At 71.9% G+C, this 25,267-nt stretch carries 25 protein-coding genes; 12 read left to right on the top strand and 13 right to left on the bottom strand.

Features of this window, described 5'->3' with window-relative positions; genetic code table 11:
* Window positions 1-189 precede the first annotated feature (189 nt).
* From ABZ928_RS46595 to ABZ928_RS46575, 5 genes are all read left to right on the top strand, one after another.
* Entirely contained in the window at window positions 190-1,719 is a 1,530-nt protein-coding gene (locus tag ABZ928_RS46595) for a S8 family serine peptidase (RefSeq protein ID WP_361533883.1), read from the top strand.
* A 56-nt stretch (window positions 1,720-1,775) separates the two neighbouring features.
* Complete coding sequence (locus ABZ928_RS46590; RefSeq protein WP_361533880.1) at window positions 1,776-3,287, top strand: S8 family serine peptidase; 1,512 nt, start codon at window positions 1,776-1,778, stop codon at window positions 3,285-3,287.
* A 100-nt stretch (window positions 3,288-3,387) separates the two neighbouring features.
* Entirely contained in the window at window positions 3,388-3,927 is a 540-nt protein-coding gene (locus ABZ928_RS46585; RefSeq protein WP_361533877.1) for a hypothetical protein, read from the top strand.
* 52 nt (window positions 3,928-3,979) lie between these two features.
* The gene (locus tag ABZ928_RS46580) at window positions 3,980-5,275 is read left to right on the top strand and encodes a CoA transferase (RefSeq protein WP_361533874.1); all 1,296 of its coding nucleotides are present in this window, start codon (window positions 3,980-3,982) and stop codon (window positions 5,273-5,275) included.
* 130 nt (window positions 5,276-5,405) lie between these two features.
* The gene (locus ABZ928_RS46575; protein WP_361533871.1) at window positions 5,406-6,572 is read left to right on the top strand and encodes a CopD family protein; all 1,167 of its coding nucleotides are present in this window, start codon (window positions 5,406-5,408) and stop codon (window positions 6,570-6,572) included.
* A gap of 22 nt (window positions 6,573-6,594) precedes the next feature.
* Here ABZ928_RS46575 and ABZ928_RS46570 read toward each other — a convergent pair whose 3' ends face one another.
* The 8 genes from ABZ928_RS46570 to ABZ928_RS46535 all read right to left on the bottom strand — a co-directional run bounded on the left by ABZ928_RS46570 (window position 6,595) and on the right by ABZ928_RS46535 (window position 14,479).
* Entirely contained in the window at window positions 6,595-7,638 is a 1,044-nt protein-coding gene (locus ABZ928_RS46570) for a zinc-dependent alcohol dehydrogenase family protein (protein WP_361533868.1), read from the bottom strand.
* A 36-nt stretch (window positions 7,639-7,674) separates the two neighbouring features.
* The gene (locus ABZ928_RS46565; RefSeq protein WP_361533865.1) at window positions 7,675-8,334 is read right to left on the bottom strand and encodes a lysoplasmalogenase; all 660 of its coding nucleotides are present in this window, start codon (window positions 8,332-8,334) and stop codon (window positions 7,675-7,677) included.
* Complete coding sequence (locus tag ABZ928_RS46560; RefSeq protein WP_361533862.1) at window positions 8,331-9,197, bottom strand: sterol desaturase family protein; 867 nt, start codon at window positions 9,195-9,197, stop codon at window positions 8,331-8,333. The genes ABZ928_RS46565 and ABZ928_RS46560 overlap by 4 nt, the downstream gene beginning before the upstream one ends.
* 125 nt (window positions 9,198-9,322) lie before the next feature.
* Window positions 9,323-10,036, bottom strand: coding sequence for a VIT family protein (locus ABZ928_RS46555; RefSeq protein ID WP_361533859.1), 714 nt, complete (start codon window positions 10,034-10,036; stop codon window positions 9,323-9,325).
* A gap of 146 nt (window positions 10,037-10,182) precedes the next feature.
* Window positions 10,183-11,421: an amidohydrolase family protein gene (locus tag ABZ928_RS46550; RefSeq protein ID WP_361533856.1), complete on the bottom strand. Its 1,239-nt coding sequence runs from the start codon at window positions 11,419-11,421 to the stop codon at window positions 10,183-10,185.
* A complete protein-coding gene (locus ABZ928_RS46545) occupies window positions 11,418-12,701 on the bottom strand; it encodes an amidohydrolase family protein (protein ID WP_361533853.1) in 1,284 nt (427 codons plus the stop codon). Before ABZ928_RS46545 ends, ABZ928_RS46550 begins: the two co-directional genes overlap by 4 nt.
* Before the next feature lie 13 nt (window positions 12,702-12,714).
* Window positions 12,715-13,599 carry an SDR family NAD(P)-dependent oxidoreductase gene (locus ABZ928_RS46540; RefSeq protein WP_361533850.1) on the bottom strand — a complete coding sequence of 295 codons (885 nt, stop codon included), beginning with the start codon at window positions 13,597-13,599 and terminating at the stop codon, window positions 12,715-12,717.
* A gap of 82 nt (window positions 13,600-13,681) precedes the next feature.
* Window positions 13,682-14,479, bottom strand: a complete 798-nt coding sequence (locus ABZ928_RS46535; protein WP_361533996.1) for an acetoacetate decarboxylase family protein — start codon at window positions 14,477-14,479, stop codon at window positions 13,682-13,684.
* A gap of 103 nt (window positions 14,480-14,582) precedes the next feature.
* Here ABZ928_RS46535 and ABZ928_RS46530 point away from each other — a divergent pair, with 103 nt between their 5' ends.
* The 7 genes from ABZ928_RS46530 to ABZ928_RS46500 all read left to right on the top strand — a co-directional run bounded on the left by ABZ928_RS46530 (window position 14,583) and on the right by ABZ928_RS46500 (window position 22,923).
* Window positions 14,583-15,227, top strand: coding sequence for a helix-turn-helix domain-containing protein (locus tag ABZ928_RS46530; RefSeq protein ID WP_361533847.1), 645 nt, complete (start codon window positions 14,583-14,585; stop codon window positions 15,225-15,227).
* A 147-nt stretch (window positions 15,228-15,374) separates the two neighbouring features.
* Window positions 15,375-17,969, top strand: coding sequence for an MXAN_6230/SCO0854 family RING domain-containing protein (locus ABZ928_RS46525; protein ID WP_361533844.1), 2,595 nt, complete (start codon window positions 15,375-15,377; stop codon window positions 17,967-17,969).
* Window positions 17,970-18,104: 135 nt separating this feature from the next.
* On the top strand, window positions 18,105-19,094 hold the full coding sequence (locus ABZ928_RS46520) for a DEDDh family exonuclease (RefSeq protein WP_361533841.1): 990 nt from the start codon (window positions 18,105-18,107) through the stop codon (window positions 19,092-19,094).
* A 79-nt stretch (window positions 19,095-19,173) separates the two neighbouring features.
* Window positions 19,174-19,407: a hypothetical protein gene (locus ABZ928_RS46515; protein WP_079083468.1), complete on the top strand. Its 234-nt coding sequence runs from the start codon at window positions 19,174-19,176 to the stop codon at window positions 19,405-19,407.
* Window positions 19,408-19,477: 70 nt separating this feature from the next.
* On the top strand, window positions 19,478-20,269 hold the full coding sequence (locus tag ABZ928_RS46510; RefSeq protein ID WP_361533838.1) for an SURF1 family protein: 792 nt from the start codon (window positions 19,478-19,480) through the stop codon (window positions 20,267-20,269).
* Window positions 20,270-20,377: 108 nt separating this feature from the next.
* The gene (locus ABZ928_RS46505) at window positions 20,378-22,162 is read left to right on the top strand and encodes a glycoside hydrolase family 15 protein (protein WP_361533835.1); all 1,785 of its coding nucleotides are present in this window, start codon (window positions 20,378-20,380) and stop codon (window positions 22,160-22,162) included.
* 5 nt (window positions 22,163-22,167) lie between these two features.
* Entirely contained in the window at window positions 22,168-22,923 is a 756-nt protein-coding gene (locus tag ABZ928_RS46500; RefSeq protein ID WP_361533832.1) for an SDR family oxidoreductase, read from the top strand.
* Between the two features lie 5 nt (window positions 22,924-22,928).
* On the opposite strand, the gene amaP is transcribed toward ABZ928_RS46500, so the two are convergent.
* Genes amaP through ABZ928_RS46475 form a run of 5 tightly spaced genes read right to left on the bottom strand, consistent with a single transcriptional unit; the run spans window position 22,929 to window position 25,221 of the window.
* The gene (gene amaP / locus ABZ928_RS46495) at window positions 22,929-23,507 is read right to left on the bottom strand and encodes an alkaline shock response membrane anchor protein AmaP (RefSeq protein WP_361533829.1); all 579 of its coding nucleotides are present in this window, start codon (window positions 23,505-23,507) and stop codon (window positions 22,929-22,931) included.
* 5 nt (window positions 23,508-23,512) lie between these two features.
* The gene (locus tag ABZ928_RS46490) at window positions 23,513-24,166 is read right to left on the bottom strand and encodes a DUF6286 domain-containing protein (RefSeq protein WP_361533826.1); all 654 of its coding nucleotides are present in this window, start codon (window positions 24,164-24,166) and stop codon (window positions 23,513-23,515) included.
* The gene (locus ABZ928_RS46485; protein ID WP_361533823.1) at window positions 24,163-24,531 is read right to left on the bottom strand and encodes a hypothetical protein; all 369 of its coding nucleotides are present in this window, start codon (window positions 24,529-24,531) and stop codon (window positions 24,163-24,165) included. Before ABZ928_RS46485 ends, ABZ928_RS46490 begins: the two co-directional genes overlap by 4 nt.
* A 5-nt stretch (window positions 24,532-24,536) precedes the next feature.
* A complete protein-coding gene (locus ABZ928_RS46480) occupies window positions 24,537-24,728 on the bottom strand; it encodes a hypothetical protein (protein WP_289916454.1) in 192 nt (63 codons plus the stop codon).
* Window positions 24,729-24,756: 28 nt separating this feature from the next.
* Window positions 24,757-25,221, bottom strand: a complete 465-nt coding sequence (locus ABZ928_RS46475; RefSeq protein WP_361533820.1) for an Asp23/Gls24 family envelope stress response protein — start codon at window positions 25,219-25,221, stop codon at window positions 24,757-24,759.
* Window positions 25,222-25,267: the final 46 nt, after the last annotated feature.

Here is a 25,267-nt window from a genome sequence, read left to right as displayed (position 1 = left end):
CTGCCCAAGGTCACGGCGGCACGCGAGAGCCGGTTCAACTGGGTTTGCTTCTTCTTGAAGTCATCCCGGGAAGGTCATTGCTGGCCAGCGACTGCGAGAGATAACTTCGCCCTGCAACACCCGTCATGTACCTGCCCGAGCACCACCTGTGTCTCGGGCGGTTTCGTTTCCGGATGATGTGGAGACCCCATGTCCCGTCTGCGTTCCAGACGTCGTCTCGCTCTCGCCGTACCTGTCGTGCTCTCGCTGACCGCCTCGCTCGGCTTCCTGCCGGCCGCCGCGTCGGCCGCCCCGTACGCGGAGTCGACCGCACAGGCCGCGGACTCGCCCAACCTGTCCTACGTCGTCAACACCAAGGTGGACCGGCACACGATCGAGTCCGTGAAGAAGGCCGTCGCCGCCGCCGGCGGCACGGTCGTCATCACGTACGACAAGATCGGTGTGATCGTCGTCCACTCGGCCAACCCCGACTTCGGCGCGCAGATACGCGCCGTGCGCGGCGTCCAGTCGGCGGGTGCGACGCGCACCTCGGCGCTGACCCCCGCGAGCACCACGGACGAGGGCGCGGCGCAGCTCCTGACGAAGGAGCAGGCCGAGAAGATCGAGGCCGCGTCCGCCGCCGACGCCGGGAGCGAGCCTCTTGAGGCCGACCAGTGGGATCTGCGCGCGATCGGCGCCGACAAGGCCGCGCAGATCAACCCGGGCAGCAAGAAGGTGACGGTCGCCGTCATCGACACCGGTGTCGACGACACCCACCCGGACATCGCGCCGAACTTCTCCGCCTCCCAGTCGGCCAACTGCGACGGCGGCGTCCCGGACACCACCGAGGGCGCCTGGCGGCCGTACACCGCGCAGGACTACCACGGCACGCACGTGGCCGGTGAGATCGCCGCCGCCCGTAACGGCATCGGTGTGGCCGGTGTCGCGCCCGGGGTGAAGGTCGCGGCCATCAACGTGACCGACCCGAGCAACGGCCTCTTCTACCCGGAGAGCGTCGTCTGCGCGTTCGTGTTCGCCGCCGACCACGGCGTGGAGATCACGAACAACAGCTACTACGTTGACCCGTGGCTGTACAACTGCCTGGACGACCCCGACCAGCGCGCCATTGTTGATTCCGTCAACAGGGCTTCCCTCTACGCTCAACACAAGGGCACCCTCAACCTGGCCTCGGCGGGCAACTCCAACGACGACCTCGACTCCGACGCGCTCGTCGACGACAGCAGCCCCGACGACTCCACCGCGGTGACGCGGACCGTCGACCCGCACGAGTGCTTCGACGTGCCGACCCAGCTCCCGGGTGTCGTCACGGTCAGCGCGACGGGCGTCAACAACCTCAAGTCGTACTACTCCTCGTACGGTTACGGCGTCATCGACGTCGCGGCCCCGGGCGGCGACCGGCTCTACCAGATCCCGGACACCCCGTCGAAGAACGGCCGCATCCTGTCGACCATGCCGAACAATTCGTACGGCTTCCTCCAGGGCACCTCGATGGCGTCCCCGCACGCCGCGGGCGTCGCCGCGCTGCTGAAGTCCACGCACCCGTGGGCGACCCCGGCCCAGCTCCAGGCGCTGCTCAAGGCGCAGGCGACCAACCCGGGCTGCCCCGACTCTTACGACCAGAACGGCGACGGCACGCAGGACGCGACCTGCGTGGGCGGCAAGCGGGTCAACGGGTTCTACGGCTTCGGCATCGTCAACGCGCTGCGCGCGGTCAAGTAGCGCGCGAGCAGCACCCGCACGGTCCGCTCGTACCGCGAACGAACTGGAGATCTGAAATGACAGCGCCTCACGCGCGCTATCGCCGTGCGATGGCCGTCCCGGTCGGGATGGCCATGGCGACGGCACTCGCGTTCCTGCCGAACGTCTCGGCGTCGGCCGCGGAGGAAGCCCCGGCCGCCGACGCCACCTCGCTGAGCTATGTCGTCAACGTCAGCCCCGGGCACGGGCCTTCGAAGCATGTGAAGAAGGCGATAGCCGACGCCGGTGGCTCGATCGTCACGTCGTACGACCAGATAGGCGTGATCGTCGTCCACTCGGCGAACCCCGACTTCGCGAAGATCCTGCGCACGGTGCGCGGGGTGGAGTCGGCCGGCAACACGCGCAACGCGCCGCTGCCCGCCCAGTCGACGACGGATGTGGGCACGCCGAAGGTGCTCGACGCCGACGACCTCGCGGACGTCGAGGCCGCCGAGGGGCAGGATCCGCTCGAACCCCTTCAGTGGGACCTGCCCGCGATCAAGGCGGACAAGGCGCACGAGAAGTCGCTCGGCAGCAGCAAGGTGACCGTCGCCGTGATCGACACAGGCGTCGACGACACGCACCCCGACATAGCGCCGAACTTCGACCGTGCCGCGTCGGTCAACTGCGTGACGGGCAAGCCCGACACGACCGACGGGGCATGGCGGCCGACGACGGGCGAGAGCCCGCACGGCACGCACGTCGCCGGTGAGATCGCGGCCGCCAAGAACGGCATCGGCATGACGGGCGTCGCGCCCGGCGTGAAGGTGTCCGGCATCAAGGTGTCCACGACGGCCGGTTACTTCTACACGGAGGCCGTGGTCTGCGGTTTCGTGTGGGCGGCCGAGCACGGCGTCGATGTGACGAACAACAGCTATTACACCGACCCGTGGTACTTCAACTGCAAGAACGACCCGGACCAGAAGGCGCTCGTCGACGCCGTCTCCCGGGCCTCGCGGTACGCGGAGAAGAAGGGCGCGGTCAATGTCGCCGCGGCCGGCAACGAGAACTACGACCTCGCGGCCGACGAGATCACCGACCCGGTCTCCCCCAACGACGCCACGCCCTCGGACCGGGTCATCGACCCGTCCGAGTGCTACGACATCCCGACCCAGTTGCCGGGTGTCGTGACGGTCGCGGCGACCGGCGCGAAGGGCATCAAGTCGTCCTTCTCCAACCACGGTCTGGGCGTCATCGACATCGCCGCCCCCGGCGGCGACTCGACCCGCTACCAGACCCCCGCCCCGCCGGCCACCAGCGGTCTGATCCTGGGCACGCTGCCGGGCGGCGGCTGGGGCTACATGGCCGGTACGTCGATGGCGTCGCCGCATGTCGCGGGTGTCGCCGCGCTCATCAAGTCGACGCACCCCAAAGCCTCCCCGGCCCTGGTGAAGGCCCTGCTGTACGCGGAGGCCGACGCCACGGCGTGCACCGACCCGTACGACATCAACGGCGACGGGAAGGTCGACGCGGTGTGTGAGGGGCCGAAGAACTACAACGGCTTCTACGGGTGGGGTACGGCGGACGCGCTGGACGCGGTGACGCGGTGACGCGGTGACGCGGTGACGCGGTGACGCTCACGCGCGCGTGATGTGAAGGGCCGGGCGGGTGCCGCCCGGCCCTTTCGCGTGGTGCGGCAAGATCTCCGGCATGCATGTGTATGAAGACCCCGCCACGTGGACGCCGGAACGGGTCCGGCCCAAGGGGCAGTTGATCGCCCGTTTCGTGTTGACGGTGCTGTACACCCCCGTCCAGATCGTGATGTGGATCGTGGCGCTCGTCGTCTTCCTCGCCGTCGGGCTCGTCACGGAGATCATCACCGTGTTCAGCACGTCGTACGAACAGGGCTTGTTCAAGGCCATGGACCGGGTGATGGATCCCTTGTCCAAGTGGCCCAAGTGGTGCGTGAGCTGGCCGGAGCTGCGGCACGAGGGGGACAGCGCGTACTACAGGGCGCGGGTCGAGAAGAAGGTCGGCCGCTGGACCAAGAAGGCTTCCGTCCCGCACAGGCAGGGCAAGCCGCGGCCTCCGGTGGAGTGCGCGATACCGCTGCGGGACTACCGGGGTGTGGGCGGGTGGTACGTCGCTCAGGTGGCCGGTGCGCAGGGGTGGGAGCTGCGTCCGACCGATGTGCGCAAGGAGGTGCGTCTGTGGTGGTCCGCCGCGTCAAGGGTTGATGGCCTGGGCTGACGGCACTGACCGATGACATAGGTTGATTGAATCAATACTGCATAGTGAAGTCATGACTGGAATCAAGTCCGAGGGTCTTCTTCAGTCGCGGCTTCCCGTGCGGGAGTTGGCGCGGGCCTGTGTCGGTGCGTGCGCGCGGGCCGCCGCCGAGCTGGGGGCTCGGCGGGCCGGGCTCGCCGAGGTGCCCGCGGTCCGGGTGGACGACGGCGCGATCGCGACCGCGTTCGTGAGCGAACGGCATCTGTTGATCAATGGTCGGGCGCCGGTCAACTTCGCCCCGCTGTCCCGGTTCTGGCGGACCGCGGACGGGTGGGTGCGGACCCACGCCAACTACCCGCACCACCGGGAGCGGTTGATCGCGGTGATGGGTCCGCCGGACACCCTGGAGGCGGCGTTCGCCGAGCGGTCCGCCCTGGAGGTCGAGGACGCCGTGTGCGCGGCCGGTGGTCTCGCCGTCGCGCTGCGGACGCCCGAGGAGTGGGCGGCCCATGAGCAGGCGGTGGAGCTGGCGAAGCGGCCCCTCGTGGAGCGCGAGCGGCTCGACTCCGCCCCCGCGCGCGTGCTCGCGCCGATCGACCGCGCTCCCCTGCTGCCCGCCGCGGGGCTGCGCGTCCTGGACCTCACCCGGGTCATCGCGGGTCCCGTCGCCACCCGCACGCTCGCCCTGCTGGGCGCGGACGTCCTGCGGGTGGACTCGCCCCGCCTGCCCGAACTCCCCGACCAGCACGCCGACACGGACTTCGGGAAGCGGTCGGCGACGCTGGACCTGGCGGGCGGCCGGCGCACCTTCGAGGACCTTCTGAGCACCGCGGACGTCGTCGTCACCGGGTATCGGCCGGGCGCTCTGGACCGGTTCAGGCTGTCGCCGGAGGCCTTGGCGGAGCGGCGGCCCGGGATCATCGTGGCGCAGTTGTCGGCGTGGGGCGCGTACGGGCCCTGGCGTGCGCGGCGCGGGTTCGACAGTCTCGTACAGGTGGCGACCGGGATCGCGGCCGTCGAGGGGTCGGTGGAGCGGCCGGGTGCGCTGCCGGCGCAGGCCCTCGACCACGGCACGGGGTATCTGCTGGCGGCGGAGGTGCTGCGGGCGGTGCGCGAGCAGACGGAGGAGGGTGGCAGCCGGTTCGTGCGGCTGGCGCTGGCGCGGACGGCGGCGTGGCTGATGAACGACATCGCGGCCGAGCCCCGGGAGGACGGCCCGTACGGCGGGCCCGACGCCTGGCTCTCGGAGGTGGACAGTGGGGTCGGGCGGTTGCGGTACGCCCTGTCGCCGGTGTCCTTCGCGGGCGGGCCGGTGGACTGGGCGCGGCCGCCGGGGCCGTGGGGGACGGACCCCGCGCGGTGGGTGTGAGCGGTCGCCGGCGGGAAGCCGTGGGTGTGAGCGGCGGTCGGCCGGAAAACGTATCCCTGGGCGGAATGCCGTACCGCCAGTTGTTTTCCTGGACTTGCCCGGTTCTGTGGCGGCTGGTGAAGATCATGAGGTGACCTTGACAAGACCCACGGCCGGGGCCGCCGACGCGTCCGGTCCGGCGTCGCGCCCCGGTACCGCGCGTGCCGTCGCCGTCCTCGTCCTGGTGGCCCTCGGCGCGCTGATCCCGCTGCTCGGCCCGTCCGCCGCGCTGCACGGCACCGGGGAGGCCGCGGCGCCCGGGGTCGGCGGCATCGCGCTGCTGCGGGCGGTGCTGTTCGCGGCGCTGTGCGTCCCGGTGGGCGAGCTGTTCGTGAACCGGGTGGCCCGCGCCGTGCCCGGCGCTCCCGCGGCCGCGCCGCGCAGCTGGGCCCCGTACACGGCCGCCGTCGGTTTCGTCGCCGCGCTGGGGCTCGCCTCGGTCGTGGCGACCGGCAACCTCGTGCCGCACAGCCTCGCCGAGATCGACGTCGGCGGGCTGTACGAGTCCCGGGACGGCAAGCTGGCGCTGGTCGAGGTCAACGCGTTCCTCGCGGCGGGGCTGTGCGCCCGCTCGGGGCGCCCCGGGACCCAGGTCTGGCCGTTGGCCGCGGTGGTGGTCGCGGAGGCCCTGCGCGCCCATCCCACGACCGAGCACGGCCCGTTGACGGGGTCCGGGCTGACGCTGGTCCATCTGACGTGCGCGGCGCTGTGGGTGGGCGGCCTGCTGCATGTCCTGCGGACGCTGCGGGGGTGGGGGGCGGGGAGGGGCTCCGGAGCCGGGGTGAGACGGAGAGGACCGGTCCCGGGAACCGAGCCGGAACCCCGGGAGGCAGGCGCGGAAGCCGAAGAGCCGGGCGCGGAAGCCGAAGAGCCGGGCGCGGCAACCGCCGGCGGAGGCCTCCGTCCCGCCGGCGGACCCGCGCAGGCGGGCGCCGCGCTGCTCGGCCTCTACGCGCGCGTGGCCGCCGTGCTGCTGGCCGCCATCACCGCGACCGGTGTCTGGAGCACGCTGCGTCGGATGCCGTCGGAGACCGTCCTCGATCAGCTGACGACGACCGGGTACGGGCGCGTGCTGCTCGCCAAGGTGCTGCTCGTGTGCGCGGTCGCCGTCCTCGCGTTGTGGGCGCGGGTCCGGCTGCGCCGCGCGGCCGACCCGCTGACCGCCTGCTCCCCCGCGCGGGCGGAGGTCGCCGCGCTGGGGGTGGTGGTCGTGGTGTCGGGGCTGCTGACGGCGCTGCCGGTGCCGATCCGCTGGTGAGGGGCTCTTACGAGTTCAGGGGTCAGCCCGCGACGAGCACCTTGAGGGCCGTCCGCTCGTCCATCGCCTTGTAGCCCTCCGGGACGGCCTCAAGGCCGACGGTGAGGTCGAAGACGGGCGACGGGTCGATGGTGCCGTCCAGGACGTCGGGGAGCAGCTCGGGGATGTACGCGCGGACCGGCGCGACGCCGCCGCGCAGCGCGATGTTGCGGTCGAACATGACGCCGAGGTCGAGCCCGGTGGCGCTGCCGTGCGGCACGCCAACCCAGCCGACGGTGCCGCCGTCGCGGGTGACGCCAATCGCCGTGCGCATGGACTGCTCGGTGCCGACGGCCTCGACGACGGCGTGCGCGCCCTGGCCGCCGGTGAGTTCGCGGACGGCCTCGACGGCGGCGTCCCCGCGCTCGGCGACGACGTCGGTGGCGCCGAAGCGGCGGGCGATGTCGGTGCGGACCTGGTGGCGGCCGAGCGCGATGATCCGCTCGGCGCCCAGCCGCTTGGCGGCGAGCACCGCGCACAGGCCGACGGCCCCGTCGCCGACGACGGCGACCGTGGCACCCGCGCGTGCTCCCGCGCCGAGGGCGGCGTGGTGGCCGGTGCCCATGACGTCGGACAGGCTCAGCAGGGCGGCCAGCAGCCGGTCGTCGGAGGCGGCCTCCTTGGGCAGCTGGACGAGGGTGCCGTCGGCGAAGGGCACGCGCACGGCCTCGCCCTGGCCGCCGTCGTAGCCGACGGAGCCCCAGAAGCCGCCGTGCTCGCAGGAGGTGTTCAGGCCCTCGCGGCAGTAGGCGCAGACGCCGTCGGACCACATGAAGGGCGCGACGACCAGGTCTCCGCGGCGGACGGTGCCCACCTCGGAGCCGGTCTCCTCGACGATGCCGAGGAACTCGTGCCCGATGCGCTGCCCCGGCTGCCGGGTCGCCTCACCGCGGTACGCCCACAGGTCGCTGCCGCAGATGCAGGAGCGCAGGACGCGGACCACGGCGTCGGTGGGCAGCTGCACCACGGGGTCGGGCACGTCCTCCACGCGCATGTCGAAGGGGGCGTGGATGGTGGTGGCGCGCATGGCGAGGGTCCTTCTCGTCTCGGGTGGTACGTGCGCTCAGGGGGTGGTCGAGCGCACTTCACCGTACGCCGCCCCCGCCGGCCGGCGCTCGCCGAGTATGCCGGTGACCAGCAGCGACTGCGCAGCGATATAGGTGAGCATGATCCACAGGTCCGGCCGGGGCGGCTGCGGCCACTCCGCGACGCCGGTCGCGATGAGGGTGTCGGAGAGCACGAAGAGGGCGCCGCCGAGTCCGGCGACCCGCCCGAAGCGGCTGCCCACGCCGTACGCCATGGCCGTGAGCAGGACGCTGTAGGCGGCGACGGGCACACGGAGGCCGGTCGGGAGGTCGGGCCAGAGGGCCGGCACCGTGGCGGTCAGTACGACGCAGTAGGTGGTGAGCAGGAACGTGTGGTGGGCGTCAGCCCGGCCGCGCGTCCTGGCCAGGGCGAGATAGCAGACGTGTCCGGCGGCGAAGGAGGCCATCCCGGCGAGGAACGCGGGCTCGGCGTCGAACAGGAGCAGGGTGTCCCCGCCCCAGCCGAGGAGAAGGGCGGCGATCAGCAGCCGGGGTGCGCCCGACAGGGCGGCGTACCCGGCGAGCAAGGGCATCAGGAGGGGCTTGGCCGCGATGTGCCCGGGCTCCCAGTCCACCGCCAGCGAGACGAGGTCGGTGACGGCGGCGACGCCGAATACGGCGAGCGGAAGGCGTCTCACGCGGCCACGGTCTCCTCGGCCGGTGCCGCCGCCGGAGCCGGTTTCCATCCCGGTCCCCGGAAGACCCGCCCCGCGCGTTCGCGCCAGCTGTGCGCCGCCTTGATGTCCTTGACGATCGCGACGTACTCATGAGTGGCGACCTTGATCGGGTTGAACGTGTTGATGTTCTTCGTCAACCCGTAGACGGGCCGTTCGGTCTCCGCGACGAACGACCCGAAGAGCCGGTCCCAGACGATGAGGATGCCGCCGAAGTTGCGGTCCAGATAGCCGCCCTGAGAGGCGTGGTGGACGCGGTGGTGGGAGGGCGTGTTGAGGACGAACTCGAACCAGCGGGGCATCTTGTCGATGCGCTCGGTGTGGATCCAGAACTGGTAGACGAGGTTCGCGGAGGAGCAGAAGGCCAGCGCGGCGGGGTGCACGCCGGCGGCGATGAGCGGGACGTAGAACGGCCAGACCGTCAGCGTGGTCCACGGCTGGCGCAGGGCGGTGGTGAGGTTGAACTTCTCGCTGGAGTGGTGGACGACGTGGCAGGCCCACAGGATGCGGATGACGTGGTGGCCGCGGTGCGACCAGTAGTAGAAGAAGTCCTGCCCGAGCAGCATCAGCGGGACCGTCCACCACAGCACGGGGACGCGCAGGGGCGTGAGTTCGTAGATCGCCGTGTAGACGGCGACGATCGGGATCTTCCAGAGGAAGTCGAAGACGAGGCTTCCCAGGCCCATGCCGACGCTGGTCGCGGCGTCCTTCGTCTCGTATCCGGCGGCCTCCTCGTCGGGGTGGATCCGGACGCTGATCATCTCGACCACGGTGAGCAGCACGAAGGCGGGTATCGACCACAGCACGACATCGGGCAGGTTCGGCATAAGGGGACCGTAGAACCGCTGGTCGGCTGCGGCTAGACGTTGTTACTGACAAGTATTACAGCGAGTACGCGCTTACTTGTTGGCGATCTCCACCAAAGCCACCACCAGCGAATTCAGACTCCGGTTCAGACTCCGGCCGCCCCGAGCAGTGTCCCCGCCGCATATGTCACCCCCATCGCCAGCGCCCCGCCGACCACGTTCCGCAGCGCCGCGCGGACCGGGTCGGCGGCGCCGAGGCGGGCGCTGCTCCAGCCGGTGAGGACGAGGGCGGCGAGGGAGGAGACGACGGTGACGGCCAGGCGCCAGTCGGTGGGCGGCAGGACGATCGCGAGGAGCGGGAGCAGGGCGCCGACCGTGAAGGACAGGAAGCTCGCCCAGGCGGCGTGCCAGGGGTTGGTGAGCTGGTCGGGGTCGATACCGAGTTCCACGCGTGCGTGGGCGCGCAGCGCGTCCCGCGCGGTGAGCTGTTCGGCGGCCTCCATGGCCACGTCCCGGGACAGGCCGCGCGCCTGGAGGAGTTCGGTGAGTTCCTCCAGTTCGGCCTCGGGCTGCTCGCGCAGCTCCCGCTTCTCGACGGCGAGGGCGGCCTTCTCCGAGTCCCGTTGGGTGGAGACGGAGACGTACTCCCCGGCCGCCATCGACATCGACCCCGCGAGCAGCCCTGCCAGCCCGGCCGTGAGGAGGGCCGAGCGGTCGTCGGTGGCACCGGCGACGCCGACGACGAGGCCGGCGGTGGACACGATGCCGTCGTTGGCCCCGAGGACGGCGGCGCGCAGCCAGTTCAGCCGCTCGGCGAGCGCGCCGCCGCCGTGGGCCTCGTCATGCGTGGGTTCGGTCACAGACCGGAGGATCGCACCCCGGGTTCCGTCGGGACCGGACCGACGCACGCCGGTCCGGCCCCGGCACTCCCCCGACCGCGCCGGGCCTCACCGACCGCGGCGTCGCGACGATCGCCTCCCCGACGTGCCGCCGGCCACCCCGGCCCTCACCAGACCCGTACCGACGCCCCCTTGGCGAACACCGGGCTCGTCGCGTCCGCCGGTGGCTCGGTGAGCGGCTCGGCGATCTCCTCGGCCGTCGGGCCGACCTTGGCCGCGATCGGGTCGAGGAGGTCGAGGTCGAAGCCGTACACGCGCGCGGCGTTGCCGCCGACCATGGCGGCGACTTCGGCACGCGGCACGCGCGCGTACGCGAAGCGCAGGCCTTCCCGGGAGTAGGGGTACGTCCCCTCGTCGTGCGGGTAGTCGCTGCCCCACATGATCTTGTCGACGCCGATCCGGTCCCGCAGCGGCACCTCGTGCGGGCGCATGAAGCTGGCGCCGACGAAGCAGTTGTCGCGCCAGACCTCGGAGGGGGCGTCGCCCATGCGGGCGGCGAGGCCCGCGCCGAACTTGGACTCCGCCGTGGAGGCCCTCGTCGCGGCGGCCACCAGGCGCCCGTGGTAGTAGTCCAGCATGTCCAGGACGCCGGGGATCCAGCCCGAGCCCTGCTCCGTGAGCACCAGCCTCAGCTCCGGGTGCCGGCGGAAGGCGCCGCCGAACACCAGGTGCCACAGCGCCCGGTGGGAGAACCAGGTCGTCTCGACCATGAAGACCGCGCGGGCCGCCGGTTCGTCGCCGAGCGGCGGGGAGGCCGAGCCCGCGTGGTGGTTGACGGGGACGCCGAGCTCCGCGCAGACGGCCCAGATGGGGTCGTACGTCGACGAGTAGAGCTCCGGGAGGCCGCTGCCCGGCGGAGTGCCGGGGAGCAGCAGGCCGCCCTTGAGGCCCGCCTCGACGGCCCAACGGATCTCCTTCACCGCCTCCTCGACGTCGTTGAGAAGGATCTGGAAGACACCCGCCCTCCGCCCCGGTGCCGCCGCGCAGAAGTCCGCGAGCCAGCGGTTGTGGGCGCGCAGCCCGGCCCAGCGCCGCTCGAACTCCCCCGGCTCCGGCGCGGGTGCCATGAGCGAGCCGGACGGGAAGAACGGCGGGATGGTGTTGGGGAAGACCACCTCCGCGACGATCCCGTCCTCCTCCAGCTCCGCGAGCCGCCGCTCGGAGTTCCAGTTCTTGTCGGCCGTGTCGGCGAGCAGGTCCTCGTAGGGATTGACGTACGTCGCCGCCCACGCGTCGAAGTCGTCGTGGTACCGCCGCTCCAGGTAGGGCTTGTAGTCCAGCAGGTCGGCGCCCGCGTGGCAGTCGGCCGAGATGACCGTGTAGCGCTCCTCACCCGCGGAGCTCATGGCGTCACCCCCAGGGTCGGGAAGTCGTGGTCGGTCAGCCAGTGCCGGCCGACCTCGCGCGAGCGCGCCCAGGACGCCTCCACGGCCGTCTGGTCGGCGGACTGGCCGAGTTCGGCGGGGGTGGGTCCGATCCGGCGGGCGAGCGGGGTCAGCTTCTCCACGTCGAAGCCGAAGACCTCGGCCGCGGCAAGGCCGAGCATGCGGCGGGTCTCGGCGACCGGGATGTCGTGGAAGGTGCGCTTGAGCCACGCGCGCGTGTCGGGCCACGTGCCCTCGGGGTGCGGGAAGTCGCTGCCCCAGAGGATGTTGTCGACGCCGATCTCGTAGCGCTGGGCGAGTTCGCGGCGCTTGGTGTTGGTCGCGCAGACGAAGATCTGCCGGTCGAGGTACTCGTGCGGCGGGCGCTTCAGCTCCTGGAAGGGCGAGAGCTTCTTTCCGCCGTGGGCGCCGAGGTAGAGGCGGTCCATGAACCACAGGAGGTTCGGCAGCCACCAGCAACCCGACTCGGCGACACCGAACTTGAGCCCCGGGTGGCGTTCGAAGACGCCGGACCAGAGGAGGAACCAGAGGGGCCGGGCCGGCCACCAGGTCACCTCGCTCACATAGATCCCCAGGTGGTCGCCGTACTCGTGGCGCGGGGCCGCCCCGGAGTGCGTGACGACCGGCATCCCGCACTCGGCCGCCGCCGCCCACACCGGGTCGTAACGGCGGTCGTGGTAGGGCTCCTTGTCGACCCACATGGACGGGATCATCAGCGCGCCGAGCCCGGACTCCTTGGCGCGGTGGATCTCCGCGACGACCTTGCCGGTGTCCGCGGTGACCGGCAACAGGGCCACCCCGCAGTGCCGTTCGGGGTTCTCGGAGACGAAGTCGGCCAGCCAGCGGTTGTGCGCCTGCGCGCCCGCCATGCCGAGCTGCGGGTCCTGGTCGCCGGAGAGCCCGAGGCCCACGCCGAAGGGCGCCGCCGTCTGGCTGTCGACGGCGTCGGCGTCCGGGAAGACGACCTCGGCGGCCACTCCGTCGCCGTCGAGCTCCTTGAGCCGCTGAGCGGTGTCCCAGCCGCCGCGCAGGCCCTCCTCGTTGTCCTGGAACCACTTGGCCGCGAACGCCTCGTTGCGGATGCCGAGGCGGGTCATCTCCTCGCGGCGCCGGTCGCGCCCGGCGAGGAAGTCGTCGAACTCCCGGTGGAAACGGGCGTCCAGATAGGGCCGGTACTCCTCGGTGGGCAGCCCGGCATGGCAGTCGGAGGAGATGATCAGGTACGGGTCCTGGTCGGTCACGGCGGTCCCCCTCTCAGTCCAGGATGAAGTTCTCGAGGTACGACGGGTTCGCGCGCTCGAGCATCGACCGCGCCCGCGCCCTGATCTGGCCGTCGCTGTGCTCACTCGCCGGCAGCATCCAGAAGCGGTCCGCGCGGATGCCGTCGACCACCGTCCCGGCGACCTCCTCGACCGGGGTGAACTCCACCTCCCGGCCCGCCTCCCTCATCGCGGCCTCCCACTGGTCGAGGCTGCGGTACGGCGTCCTGCGCGGCCGTTCCTTGGCGTACCGCTCGGGGCGGTTGCGGTGCGACTCCCACAGGCCGGTGCGGAGCATGTGCGGGCCGGGGAAGAGGACGGAGGCGCCCACACGCGCGTGCTCGGCCTTCAGATGGGCGTACAGGGACTCGGTCATCGTCACGACGGCCGCCTTGGTGACGGCGTACACGGAGGCGGTCGGGAGCGGGGCGATGCCGCCGTCACCGGAGGAAGTATTGACCACATGACCGGGTTGACCCGACTTGATCATGTGGGGAACGAACGCCTGGATGCCATGGAAGACACCCCACACATTGACGGAGAACGCCCACTTCCAGTCGTTCGGCTCGTGCTCCCACATCCGCCCCTCGGCCCCCGAGCCGACCCCGGCGTTGTTGCACAGCACATGGACGGCCCCGTACGTCTCGTAGGCGAACTCCGCGAGCTCCAGGACCTGTTCGCGCTCGCCGACGTCCACCACGCGCGCGTGCGCGTCGGCACCGTCCGCGCGGAGCCCCGCCACCGCCTTCTCCAGGGCGCCCTCCTCGACATCGGCGAGGACGACCTTCAGCCCCTCGGCGGCGAACCGCCGGGCCAGCGCGAGCCCGACACCGCTGGCGGCCCCGGTGACGACGGCGACCTGCCCTGCCCTCAAATCCACAGCCGCTCCTCTCCCGACCTCGCTCGGACCGACCCCTCTTCCGGCCGGGGGTCCGGGGGTTGTCCCCCGGGAAGACACAGCATCAGGCGCTCCCTTCCGGAGGCGCGTCCAGGACCTGCGCCGGATCGTCGTACCGCTGGTGGATGTACGGCAGCAGCGCCCGTGCGTCGACCCGCTCGACGACCTTGCCGCGCTGGTCACTGGTCTTCTCGCCGATGGTGATCTCGACGAGGCGGCGCACCGGCAGGTCGGCCACCGGGTCGTACATCGACTCGCGCAGGACGACGTCGCCGGTGATCCGCTCCAGCTTGCGGACTTTCTCGTTGCGCAGGCAGTGCACGAGGACCGGGTCGGCGTCGAAGCCCGAACCGTCCACGGCGGGAAGGAACTTGAAGTAGAAGTCGGTCTTCTGGACCGGCTCCGGCAGCGGCAGCTCGCCGGCGACTGCGCCCCGCACCTCGACGAAGGCGATGCCGTGCCGGGCGAGGTGCGCGCGGACGACCAGGCCGTCGCGCTCGACGACCACCTCGCCGAGCTTCTTGGGTTCGCCGAAGACCTCACGGCCGCCGATGAGGGCGCGTTCGTGGGTCATCGGCATGACGAGGGGGTACCAGCCCTCGACGCCGTCATGGGCGGCCGCGACCGCGAACGAGCCCGCGCCGAGCGGGTATCCGGGCAGGTCAACCTTGCTGATGTTGACGCGGGCCAGTGGTCGGCCCGTGGGTTTCAGGGGCGGCGGCAGGACTGCCGCGACCGCGTCCGGGTCGGTCTCCCAGATCGCCGCCACACCGGTGGACCAGATGTCGGGAAGCCTGGAACTCGCGGTGCGCGCGGCGGCGATCTCCGCCTCGGTCCGTGCGCCGTACCGTACGCGTGCCATGTCGTACCGCCCCTTCTTCTGATGGGCCGTCACCTGTAACACAGTTACAGCACACCCCCTTCCGGGTAAATACGCGTGCACGAGCCGGACTTGGGAGCAGCACATGGCGAGACCGTCGCTCACCCGGGACGAGATCCTGGACACCGCCGCCGACCTGGTGAAGCAGCACGGCCCCGAGGCCCTGACCATGCGCAAGCTCGCTGCCGAGCTGGGCACCGCCGTCACCTCGATCTACTGGCACGTCGGCAACCGGGAGTCCCTGCTGGACGAGCTCGTACGGCGGACGGTGGCCGATCTGGGCGAGTTCCGGCCGGTGGGACGCACCCCGACCGAGCGTGTCGTCTCGGTGGCCCGCGTCCTGCGGCGGCGGCTGCGCGCGCATCCGCATCTGATCGCGATGGTCCATGAACGCGGCCTGACCGAGCGGATGTTCATGCCCGCGCGGCAGGCGCTGGTGCGCGAGGTGCACGCGGCCGGGCTGCGCGGCGCCGCGGCGGCCGAGGCGGTGCGGGCGGTGCAGTTCCAGGTCGTGGGCTTCGTCCTGGTGGAACGCAATCGTGAGCGCGCGCCGGTGCAGCAGCCCGCGGAGGAGGCGACGACGGCGTACGAGGACCCGGCGCTGGCCCGGGCGTTCGCCCGGCCGGTGAACCAGGAGCGGCTGTTCGTCACATCCGTACAGGCGTTGACGCGGTCGCTGCTCGAAACCCCGTCCGAGACCCCTCCTGAGACCCCGCCCGAAAACAAATAGCTGGCGCCCCGATCCGCGCCCTCCTAAAGTCACGATCGCGGGGGCGGCTCCGCAAGCGTGCTTCCTTCTCACTTTCTGACACCCACAGCGCGCTCACTCTCCGCCCCTCGCCTTCTTCCTCTCTTCCTTCCCGCCGGGGGCCTCCGCTTGTCCGTACTGTCGTCCGTGCTGCTCCGCCGCCTTCGTACCGTCTACGTCGACCAGGCCGGGCCGCGCCCGGGCGACCCGTCGACGACACCAGGGCTCGTCGCGCTCGAAGCCGAGCTGCTGGACCGGGGATTCGCGCCGACGGCGGAACTGCACGCGGCGCTCGCCTGGCTGGGGCCGACCGGGCTCGGGGACGCGGGCAGGCAGCTGATCCGGCACATCGACGCCGAACTGGGCGCGGACCGCACCCATATGCCGATGTTCCGCAGCTTCCCGGCCTCGGTGCCGGACGACACCTTCCAGCTGTTCGTCGACCGGGTCTTCACCCTGCTGCTCCAGTGGCCGGCCCAGCCGTGCGTGCTGTGCGGCACGGTCGGCAGCGTGCATCCGGTGTCGCCGTGCGCGCATCTGGTGTGCCGGGAGTGCTGGGACGGCGCGGACTACGCGGGCTGCCCGATCTGCCATCGCCGTATCGACCGCGCCGACCCCTTCCTGAAGCCGGAGCACCCGCGAGACAAGCCCGAACTCGCCGTCGGCCCCCTGAAGTTGCTCACGCTCGGCAAGGACGCCAGGGCGGACGCGGTCCGGGCGCTGCTGAGGCTGCTGGCCCGGCGCACTCCGCTGCCGCCGCAGGACCGGGACGACGTGAAGATCCTGCTGGCGCACGCGCCGGCCGGCCTCGGCTGGTTCCCCGAGGACATCCCGGTGCGCCAGACCAAGGCGCTGGTCCTCGGCACGCTGCTGCTCGACCGGCACACACGCGTGGCGGCGACGGAGCTCCTCGGCACGCAGCTGACGACCGCGACGGACGTACTGCGGCTGCTGTGCGTGTGGTCCGGCGGCGAGGCCGATCTGCTCGAACCGCCCCGGATGCGCTCGCTCCCGCGCGGGCTGCGCCGACAGCTGCTCGGCGTGCTCGACGGCCTGGCGATGCCGTCGCTCGTCGAGGACGTGCTGCGACACCCCGGCGCCTGGAAGCGCGCCGCCGAGATCCTGCACCCCTACGAGCGGCACGCGCGCCACCCGAAGGCCGCGCTCGCCTTCGCCGTCCTGCGCGCCACGGACACGTCGCGCGGCGACCTGGGCGAAGCGCTGCTGCGGACGGCCGCCGAACACCCGGACGCGGTGCGGGTCGACGGCGTCCGCGTCAAGCCGGCCACCTGGACGGCACGCGTCGAACAGGCGCTGCACGAGAGGGACGCAGAGGCCGCTCTCGCCCTGCTCGCCCAGCGCCCGGGCGAACTCCTGCGCCGGCTCGACCATCTGCTGCGCCTGCGCGAACTCGACGTACTGCCGGAGGGGTTCAGGGACGTCCTGCGGCGCGTGCTGCCCAAGGCAGGGCCGGGGCCGCTGCTGGCCGCGCTCGGGCGGATGCGGATCCGTCATCTCCCGGGCGGGCGGCGGGTGTTCTTCCCGCGCGGGCAGGTGACCCACTCCTTCACGATCGACGACACGCGCGTGCCGCTGTCGTCGAAGGTGACGGACGAGGTGTGCGCGCTCCTCGAAGCCGAGGCGCTGCGCCGGCTGTCCGACGGGCCGCGGCTGGACCTGGCCGTGCTCGACTCGGCGCTCACCGGGCTCGCGGTGCCGGCCGCCGAGAGCGCCGCCGCGAAGGCCCTCGTCACGGTGCCGCGCGGCAGCACCCAGCCGCTGCCCGAGGGCGAGGTCCTGCGGCTCTTCCTGCACTGGATGGAGCCCGCGGGAACCCGGGTCGACCTGGATCTGTCGGTGGCGCTGTACGACGCCGACTGGAAGTTCGCGGGCCTGTGCGACTACACCAGCCTCGTGTACGAGGGCCGTTCGGCGGTCCACTCCGGAGACCTGGTCTCGGGGCCCGCGCCGGGCGGGGCGACCGAGTACGTCGACCTGGACCTCGGCGCGCTCGCGGACCGCGGGGTGCGGTTCGCGCTGCCCGTCGTCTTCAGCTTCAACGACGTCCCGTTCGAGGAGCTCCTGGACGCCTTCGCCGGCTTCATGGCCCTGCCCTCCGAGGCTCTGGAGGCCCGCGACGCGTCGTACGACCCGCGCACGGTCCGTCAGCGCTACGACCTGGTGGGCGACTCCCGCATCCACGTCCCGATGCTGGTCGACCTGGACCACCGGACGTTTCTGTGGACCGACCTGCACCTGCCGGCCGCCGAGGGCTTCCACAGCCTGTTCGTGCACGGCGCCGATCTGGGCCGGGTCGCCGAGGATCTGCACCAGTACTTCTCCTGCGGCCGTACGACCCTGTGGGACCTGGCCGTGTGGCGGGCGGCCGCGCGGGGCGACGAGGTCGCGGTGGTACGGCGCGCGCCGCATCCGCGCGCGCTGGACGAACTCTGGCACTACCGGCGGCGCGCCGGAGAGCCGGACACCGCGTTCGCGGCACGCGTGCGTGCCCTGGAGCCGCCGGAGCGACGGCAGCCCTCGGAGGACGCCGACACCCTCGCGGGTGAAGCGGCCGCGCGGAAGCGGGTGTTCCTCGCGCTGGTGCACGGCGGCGTGGCGCCCGAGGGCGCGACCGGGTCGGCGTACCGGCTGCTGCCGGGGCCGGTCGACGGGTGCGGCCTTGAGGCGCTGACGGCGGGGGATCTGGTGGCGGCGCTGGGATGAGGTCCGGCGGCGGCCCGGGCCGAAGGGGGGAAGTGCCGGGCAGCGGACCCGTGTTGTGCGACCCCCCGCCGGTGCACGGGCCACACGGCCGGGTGCGCGCAACGCTGTCAGTGGGGGCCCGTATCCTCAGGGACCATGCTCGAAGACCGTACGACCGCAGCGTCCTCCCCCACTGTGTGGCCGGCCGCGTATCCGCAGGGGTACGCGGTCGTCGACGTGGAGACCACCGGGCTCGCCCGGGACGACCGGATAATCTCCGCGGCCGTCTACCGGCTGGACGCGCGCGGCGAGGTCGAGGACCACTGGTACACGCTGGTCAACCCGGAGCGCGACCCCGGCCCGGTGTGGATCCACGGTCTGACGAGTGACGTACTGGAGGGCGCGCCCCTCTTCCAGGACATCGTCGAGGAGTTCTCGGCGCGGCTCGACGGCCGGGTGCTCGTCGCGCACAACGCGGTCTTCGACTGGCAGATGATCGCGCGGGAGTACGCGCGCGCGGAGCGCGAGGCACCGGTGCGGCAGCGGCTGTGCACCATCGCGCTCTCCAAGGAGCTCGCTCTGCCGCTGCCCAACCACAAGCTGGAGTCGCTGGCCGCGCACTTCGGCGTCGTGCAGCAGCGCGCCCACCACGCGCTCGACGACGCGCGCGTGCTGGCGGAGGCGTTCCGGCCGAGTCTGCTGGCCGCGGCCTCACGGAGCGTCCGGCTGCCGCTGCACGAGTGCCGGCCGCTCACCGAGTGGACGGACCGCGCGGTGCCCCGGCAGCAGCCGCAGTCGGGCTACGGCAGCTACCGGCCGACCAGTTGGCGTCCGGCCCGCAAAAGGCCCGCATGCCCCTATCCCAACCCAGGACGTTACGAAGAGGGCAAACCTCTCAAGCAGGGCATGCGGATCGCGTTCTCCGGGGACACCTCGACCGAGCGCGACCTCCTGGAGGACCGCGCCGTCGAGGCCGGGCTGCATGTCGCCACCAGCCTCTCCCGGCTGACCAGCCTGCTCGTCACCAACGACCCCGACTCGGGCACCTCGAAGGTGGTCAAGGCCCGGCAGTACGGCACCCCGGTGGTCGACGAGGCGGCCTTCGGACAGCTGCTCGGCAATGTCGCACCGGCCACGGAGGGATGACCGTACGGACGGGTGATTGCGCCGCGACTCGCCCGCCGCCGTCTCGCCCGCGCCGTACCGACGGCCCACCCTGTGGCGCATGGCGACTTGCGAAGTATGCGGAAACAACTACGGCATGACCTTCGAGGTGCACGCGCAGGGCGCGGTGCACGTCTTCGACTGCTTCTCGTGCGCGATCCACCGCATGGCCCCGATCTGCGAGCACTGTCGTGTGCAGATCATCGGGCAGGGTGTCGAGGTCGAGGGCCACTGGTTCTGCGGCGCCCACTGCGCCCGCGCGGAGGGAAAGGTGGGCATCGTCGACCGCGTCTGACCACAGTGGTCGACCCGTCCGACCACACCCCTGTGCGAACACCCCATGGCCCGAGTTGTACGGTCGTGGGGTGTACCGCTTCCTGTTGTCCCGGCAGTGGGTGATCCTCACGCTGGTCGCCCTCGTTCTCATCCCCACGATGATCCGGCTGGGCATCTGGCAGATGCACCGCTACGAGGAGCGCAGCGCCCGCAACCAGCTGGTCTCCGACGCGCTGTCCGCCGACCCGGTGCCGGTGGAGGACATGACGTCCGCCGGGCACACGGTCACCCGCGAGGAGCGCTACCGGTCGGTGACCGCGAAGGGTCACTTCGACACCGAGGACGAGGTCGTCGTCCGCCGCCGCACCAACTCCGACGACGAGGTCGGCTACCACGTCCTGACCCCCTTCGTCCTGAACGACGGCAAGGTGCTCCTGGTCAACCGGGGCTGGGTCCCCACCGGCGCGACCCAGACCGCTTTCCCGAAGGTCCCGGCGGCGCCGGCCGGCGAGGTCACCGTCACCGGGCGGCTGATGCCCGACGAGACGACCGAGGCGAGCGGCATCAAGAACCTCAAGGGTCTGCCCGACCGCCAGATCATGCTGATCAGCAGCGAGCAGCAGGCGCAGCGGCTCGGCAAGCAGGTCCTCGGCGGCTACATCGCCCTGACCACCCCCGAGCCCAAGGGCGACACCCCCGAACTGCTGGGCAAGCCCGGCAAGGAGAACGCCCCGCTGAACTACGCGTACGCCTACCAGTGGTGGCTGTTCGCCGCCGGCGTCCCCATCGGCTGGGTCGTCCTGGTCCGGCGCGAGCTGCGGGACCGGCGGGAGGCGGCGGAGAAGGAGCCGACGGAGACCGCCGAACCCGCCTCGGTCTGACCCCGCTCCCGCTCACCCCGCGTCCGCACCCCCTCGCCCGCCGGAGCACATCACTCCCCCGGCCGACCCCCTGATTGCCCCCGCCGTCCACCGGGAACCCGCATTCCCGTGCCCCGTATCGAGGATTACGCCCTCATCGGCGACGAACAGACAGCGGCCCTGGTCGGCAAGGACGGCAGCGTCGACTGGCTGTGCCTGCCCCGGTTCGACTCGGCCGCCTGCTTCGCCAGACTGCTCGGCGACGAGGACAACGGCCACTGGCGCATCGCGCCCAAGGGCGTCGACGGCGAGTGCGCCCGCCGCGCCTACCGCCCCGGCACCCTCGTGCTGGACACCGAGTGGGAGACCGACGAGGGGGCGGTGCGGGTCACCGACCTGATGCCGCAGCGCGACCGCGCCCCCGACCTCGTACGCGTCGTCGAGGGCCTGCGCGGCGAGGTGACCGTCCGCAGCACGCTCCGGCTGCGCTTCGACTACGGCTCGATCATGCCGTGGATGCGCAGGTCCGACGGCCATCGGGTGGCGGTCGCGGGACCGGACTCGGTGTGGCTGCGCAGCGAGCCCGCGGTGCGGACCTGGGGCGAGGACTACTGCACGCACTCCGAGTTCACGGTCAAGGAGGGCGAGACGGTCGCGTTCGTGCTCACCTGGCACCCCTCGCACGAGCCGCGCCCCCCGCAGATCGACCCCCACGACTCGCTGCGCGCCAGCGTCGAGGACTGGCAGGCCTGGTCGGACCGCTGCCGCTACGACGGCCCCCACCGGGACACCGTCCTGCGCTCCCTGATCACCCTCAAGGCCCTCACCTACGCCCCGACCGGCGGCATCGTGGCCGCCCCCACCACCTCGCTGCCGGAGGAGCTGGGTGGCGTCCGCAACTGGGACTACCGCTACTGCTGGCTGCGCGACTCCACGCTCACCCTCGGCGCGCTGCTGTCCTGCGGCTACCAGGAGGAGGCCGAGGCCTGGCGCGACTGGCTGGTGCGCGCGGTCGCGGGCGACCCGGCGGACCTCCAGATCATGTACGGCCTCGCGGGCGAGCGCCGGCTGCCCGAGTTCGAGCTGCCGTGGCTCAGCGGGTTCGGCGGGTCGAAGCCCGTACGCATCGGCAACGAGGCCGTGAAGCAGCTCCAACTGGACGTGTACGGCGAGGTCATGGACTCCCTCTCGCTGGCCCGGCATTCCGGTCTGCCCGTCAAACCGCACATGTGGTCCCTTCAGTGCGCCCTGATGGAGTTCCTGGAGTCCGAGTGGCGGCAGCCCGACGAGGGGCTGTGGGAGGTGCGCGGCGGGCGCCGGCAGTTCGTGCACTCCAAGGTGATGGTGTGGGTGGCCGCCGACCGCGCCGTACGCACCCTGGAGGCGCACCCGAAGCTGAAGGGTGATCTGGAGGGCTGGCGCGCGATGCGCGACGAGGTCCACCGCGAGGTCTGCGAGAAGGGCTACGACGCCGAGCGCAACACCTTCACCCAGTCCTACGGCTCCCGGGAACTCGACGCCTCGCTCCTGCTCATCCCCCGCGTCGGCTTTCTGCCGCCCGACGACCCGCGCGTCGTCGGCACCGTCGACGCGATCCGCGACGAACTCGGCCACGGCGGCTTCCTGCGCCGCTACAGCACCGACGGCACCACGGTCGACGGGCTGCCCGGCGACGAGGGAACCTTCCTCGTGTGCTCGTTCTGGCTCGCGGACGCGCTGCACATGACCGGCCGCACCAAGGAGGCCCGCGCGCTGTTCGAAGAGCTCGTCGGGCTGACGAACGACCTGGGGCTGCTGTCCGAGGAGTACGACCCCGTGCACCGCTGCCACCTCGGCAACTTCCCGCAGGCGTTCAGCCACATCGGACTGGTGAACACCGCCCTCGCCCTGTTCGGGGACGAGGAGGCAGGATAGGGGCCATGGATCTTGGACTGAAGGACCGCGTGTACGTCGTCACCGGGGCCACCCGTGGACTGGGCAACGCGTCCGCGCGCGAGCTGGTCGCCGACGGGGCGAAGGTCGTGGTGACCGGGCGGGACGAGAAGCGGGCGGCCGACGCCGCCGCCGAACTGGGGCCGAACGCGGTGGGCGTGGCCGTCGACAACGCCGACCCGGACGCGCCGGCCCAGCTGATCGCCGCCGCGCGGGAGCACTTCGGGGGGTTTGACGGGATCCTCATCAGCGTCGGCGGTCCGGCGCCGGGGTTCCTCGCGGACACCACGGACGAGCAGTGGGCCAAGGCCTTCGACTCGGTCTTCCTGGGCGCGGTCCGGCTCGCCCGCGCGGCCGCGGCCGAGTTGGACGCGGGCGGTGTCATCGGGTTCGTGCTGTCAGGGTCGGTGCACGAGCCGATTCCGGGACTGACGATCTCCAACGGGCTGCGTCCCGGACTCGCCGGCTTCGCCAAGTCGATCGCCGATGAGCTGGGCCCGCGCGGGATCCGGGTCGTCGGATTGCTGCCGTCCCGCATCGACACGGATCGCGTACGCGAGCTGGACGGGTTGTCGGCGGATCCGGAGGCCACACGCGCGGCCAACGAATCGAGGATCCCGCTGCGGCGCTACGGCACGCCGGAGGAGTTCGGGCGCACGGCGGCGTTCCTGCTGTCCCCCGCCGCTTCCTACCTGACAGGGATCATGGTGCCGGTCGACGGCGGGATGCGGCACGGGTTCTAGGTCTCTCAACTCACCCTTTCCGCCCTGTGCTTGACCGCCTTCATGCGGACCTCCGCCGGCAGTGATGCCAGCCCCGCCGAATTGCGTGCGTGCGTCAGCGCCTCCTCCGTCAGGTGGTGCAGTGCCGTCCCGGGGTCCACGTGCGGTTCCAGCAGGAGTCGTACGCGGGTCTCCGGGGCGTTGCGCCTGCCGGTCAGCTGGACCTGGGCGTGGGAGACGCCGTCCAACTCCGTCGCCTCGTTGGCCAGTACGCCCTCCAGGGCGCGGCCCCGGAGGAGTGCGCCCTCGCCGTCGCCGGTGTCGACCAGGACCTCGGTCAGCCGGTGGCGGCGGAGGTTCGCGGTCAGCCACCACAGGGCGAGCAGGACGAGGACGGCCAGGACGGCGAGCACGGTCGGCCACCACCAGCCGTGGCCCTCCCAGCGGGTGCGTTCGCCGGCGTCGAGGAGTACGTCGTGGCGGCTGTCGTGGATCCACCAGGACGGCGGGTTCAGGCCCAGGCCCACGGCCAGTACCGAGCCGCCGAGCAGCAGCAGGACGAGTCCGATCAGCCCGAGCAGGACCCGGTTGACGATCCGGAGCATCGGCCTCACCCCTTCTTCCCGGGCCGCCGCACCTGGAGCGACAGAGCGGGCGGCCGGGCCAGCCCCAATCCCCTGATCGCCTCGGTGAGGGTGGCGTCCAAGTCGGCGCGTACGTCGTCCAGTTCGCGGAAGTGGGAGACCGCGCTGACGTCGGCCTTGGCCCGGCCCAGGCGGACGCGTACCGACTGGACGCCGGCGACCTCGACGGCCCGGTCGCGCAGGACGAGGGCGGCGGCCTCGCGGTGGAGGCCGGCCCGCACGTCGGTGTGGGTGCGGCGCATCGTCAGGAGGCCGCGCAGACCGGGGGTGGCGGCGAGGACGATGAGCCAGACGCCGAGGGCGGCGGCGATGCCGGCGCCGACGAGGACCCAGGTGTCGTCGAGGGGGCGTTCGGCGAGCTGCGTGGCCAGTTCGCGGCGCCAGCGCATGGCGGGCTGCTCGGCGCGGACGGCCGCGATGTCGTAGAGGAAGAGTCCGGCGAGGGCGAGGAGCAGGAGTGCCGCGACGGCGGCCGGGACGCGCCGCGGCGACCAGAAGCGGCCCTCGTGCCCGCCCGCCAGGACGGGTGGCGGCGATGGTGGTGTGGTGTCCGGTTCGGTCGCCTTCTCCAGTACCGGCAGCCGTTGTGTCGTGCCCTCGGAGCCCTGGGGCTCGCTCATCGCGTCCTCCCCTGTGCCGCGCCGTGTGCCGGGTGCAGCCGTTCCACTTGGACGGCGACTTCCGGCACCTCCATTCCCACCAACGCGCGTACCCGCTCCACGACATGTCGACGCACCCGGGCACAGCGGGCGCCGATGTCGGTGGGGTAGTCGAGTTCGAGGTGGACGCGGACGCGGGCGGTGTCGTGGTGAACCACGACGGTGGCGTGCGGGGGTGCGGCGTCCTCGGGGACCTCGCCGATGGCCTCGCGGGCCGCCTGGGAGGCGATCTTCGCGACGACGCGGTCGGCGATGCGGGTCGCGCCGCGTTCGCCGGGCGGTACGACGGTCGGGGGTCTGCGGAGCTCACCGGTCTCGGTGGTCACTCAGGTCACCGCCGGTCGCGCCGGTCGTCACGCGTGCGGAAGAAGTCGCCTAGCTCCAGGTCCCCCTCCAGGAACCGTCCGACGACGAAGCCGATGGCGCCCAGCGCCGCCACCAGCAGGAAGGCACCGAACCCGCCGAAGTACCCGGCGAAGCCCAGCGCCATGCCGGCGATCATGCCGACGACGGCCATGCTCATGGTGCGCTCCCCTCAGCCCTGTCGGTCCTCACTGGATCCGGGGCTCCGGCTCCTCGTCCTCTTCCTCGGGCAGCTTCACATCGCTCACGGCGATGTTGACCTCGACGACCTCAAGACCGGTCATCCGCTCCACCGCCGCGATGACGTTCTCCCGCACGGCCCGCGCCACGTCGGCGATCGACACCCCGTAGTCGACGACGATCTCCAGGTCGAGCGCGGTCTGCACCTCGCCGACCTCGGCCTTCACGCCCCGGGTCACGGACTTCGACCCGCCCGGCACCCGGTCCCGCACCGCCCCGAAGGTCCGCGAGAGCCCGCTGCCCATCGCGTGCACTCCCAGGACGTCCCGGGCGGCCAGCCCGGCGATCTTCTCCACGACGCCGTCGGCGATGGTGGTCCGCCCCCTGCTCGCCGGGTCCCCGCCGCCGCGCTTGACGGCCTTGCGCGGCTGTACACCCGGCTCCGCCTCAGGGGTCTGTGTCGTGTCGGTCATCGCCGTACGTCCTCCCGTGTGGTCGTCGTCCTGTGACCACCGTAAG

Origin of the sequence: Streptomyces sp. NPDC046909, from assembly GCF_040644695.1 — a bacterium.
Taxonomy (GTDB): Bacteria; Actinomycetota; Actinomycetes; order Streptomycetales; family Streptomycetaceae; genus Streptomyces.
The sequence above is the reverse complement of the archived record's forward strand: the minus strand, read 5'-3'. Positions and strand labels throughout refer to the sequence as shown.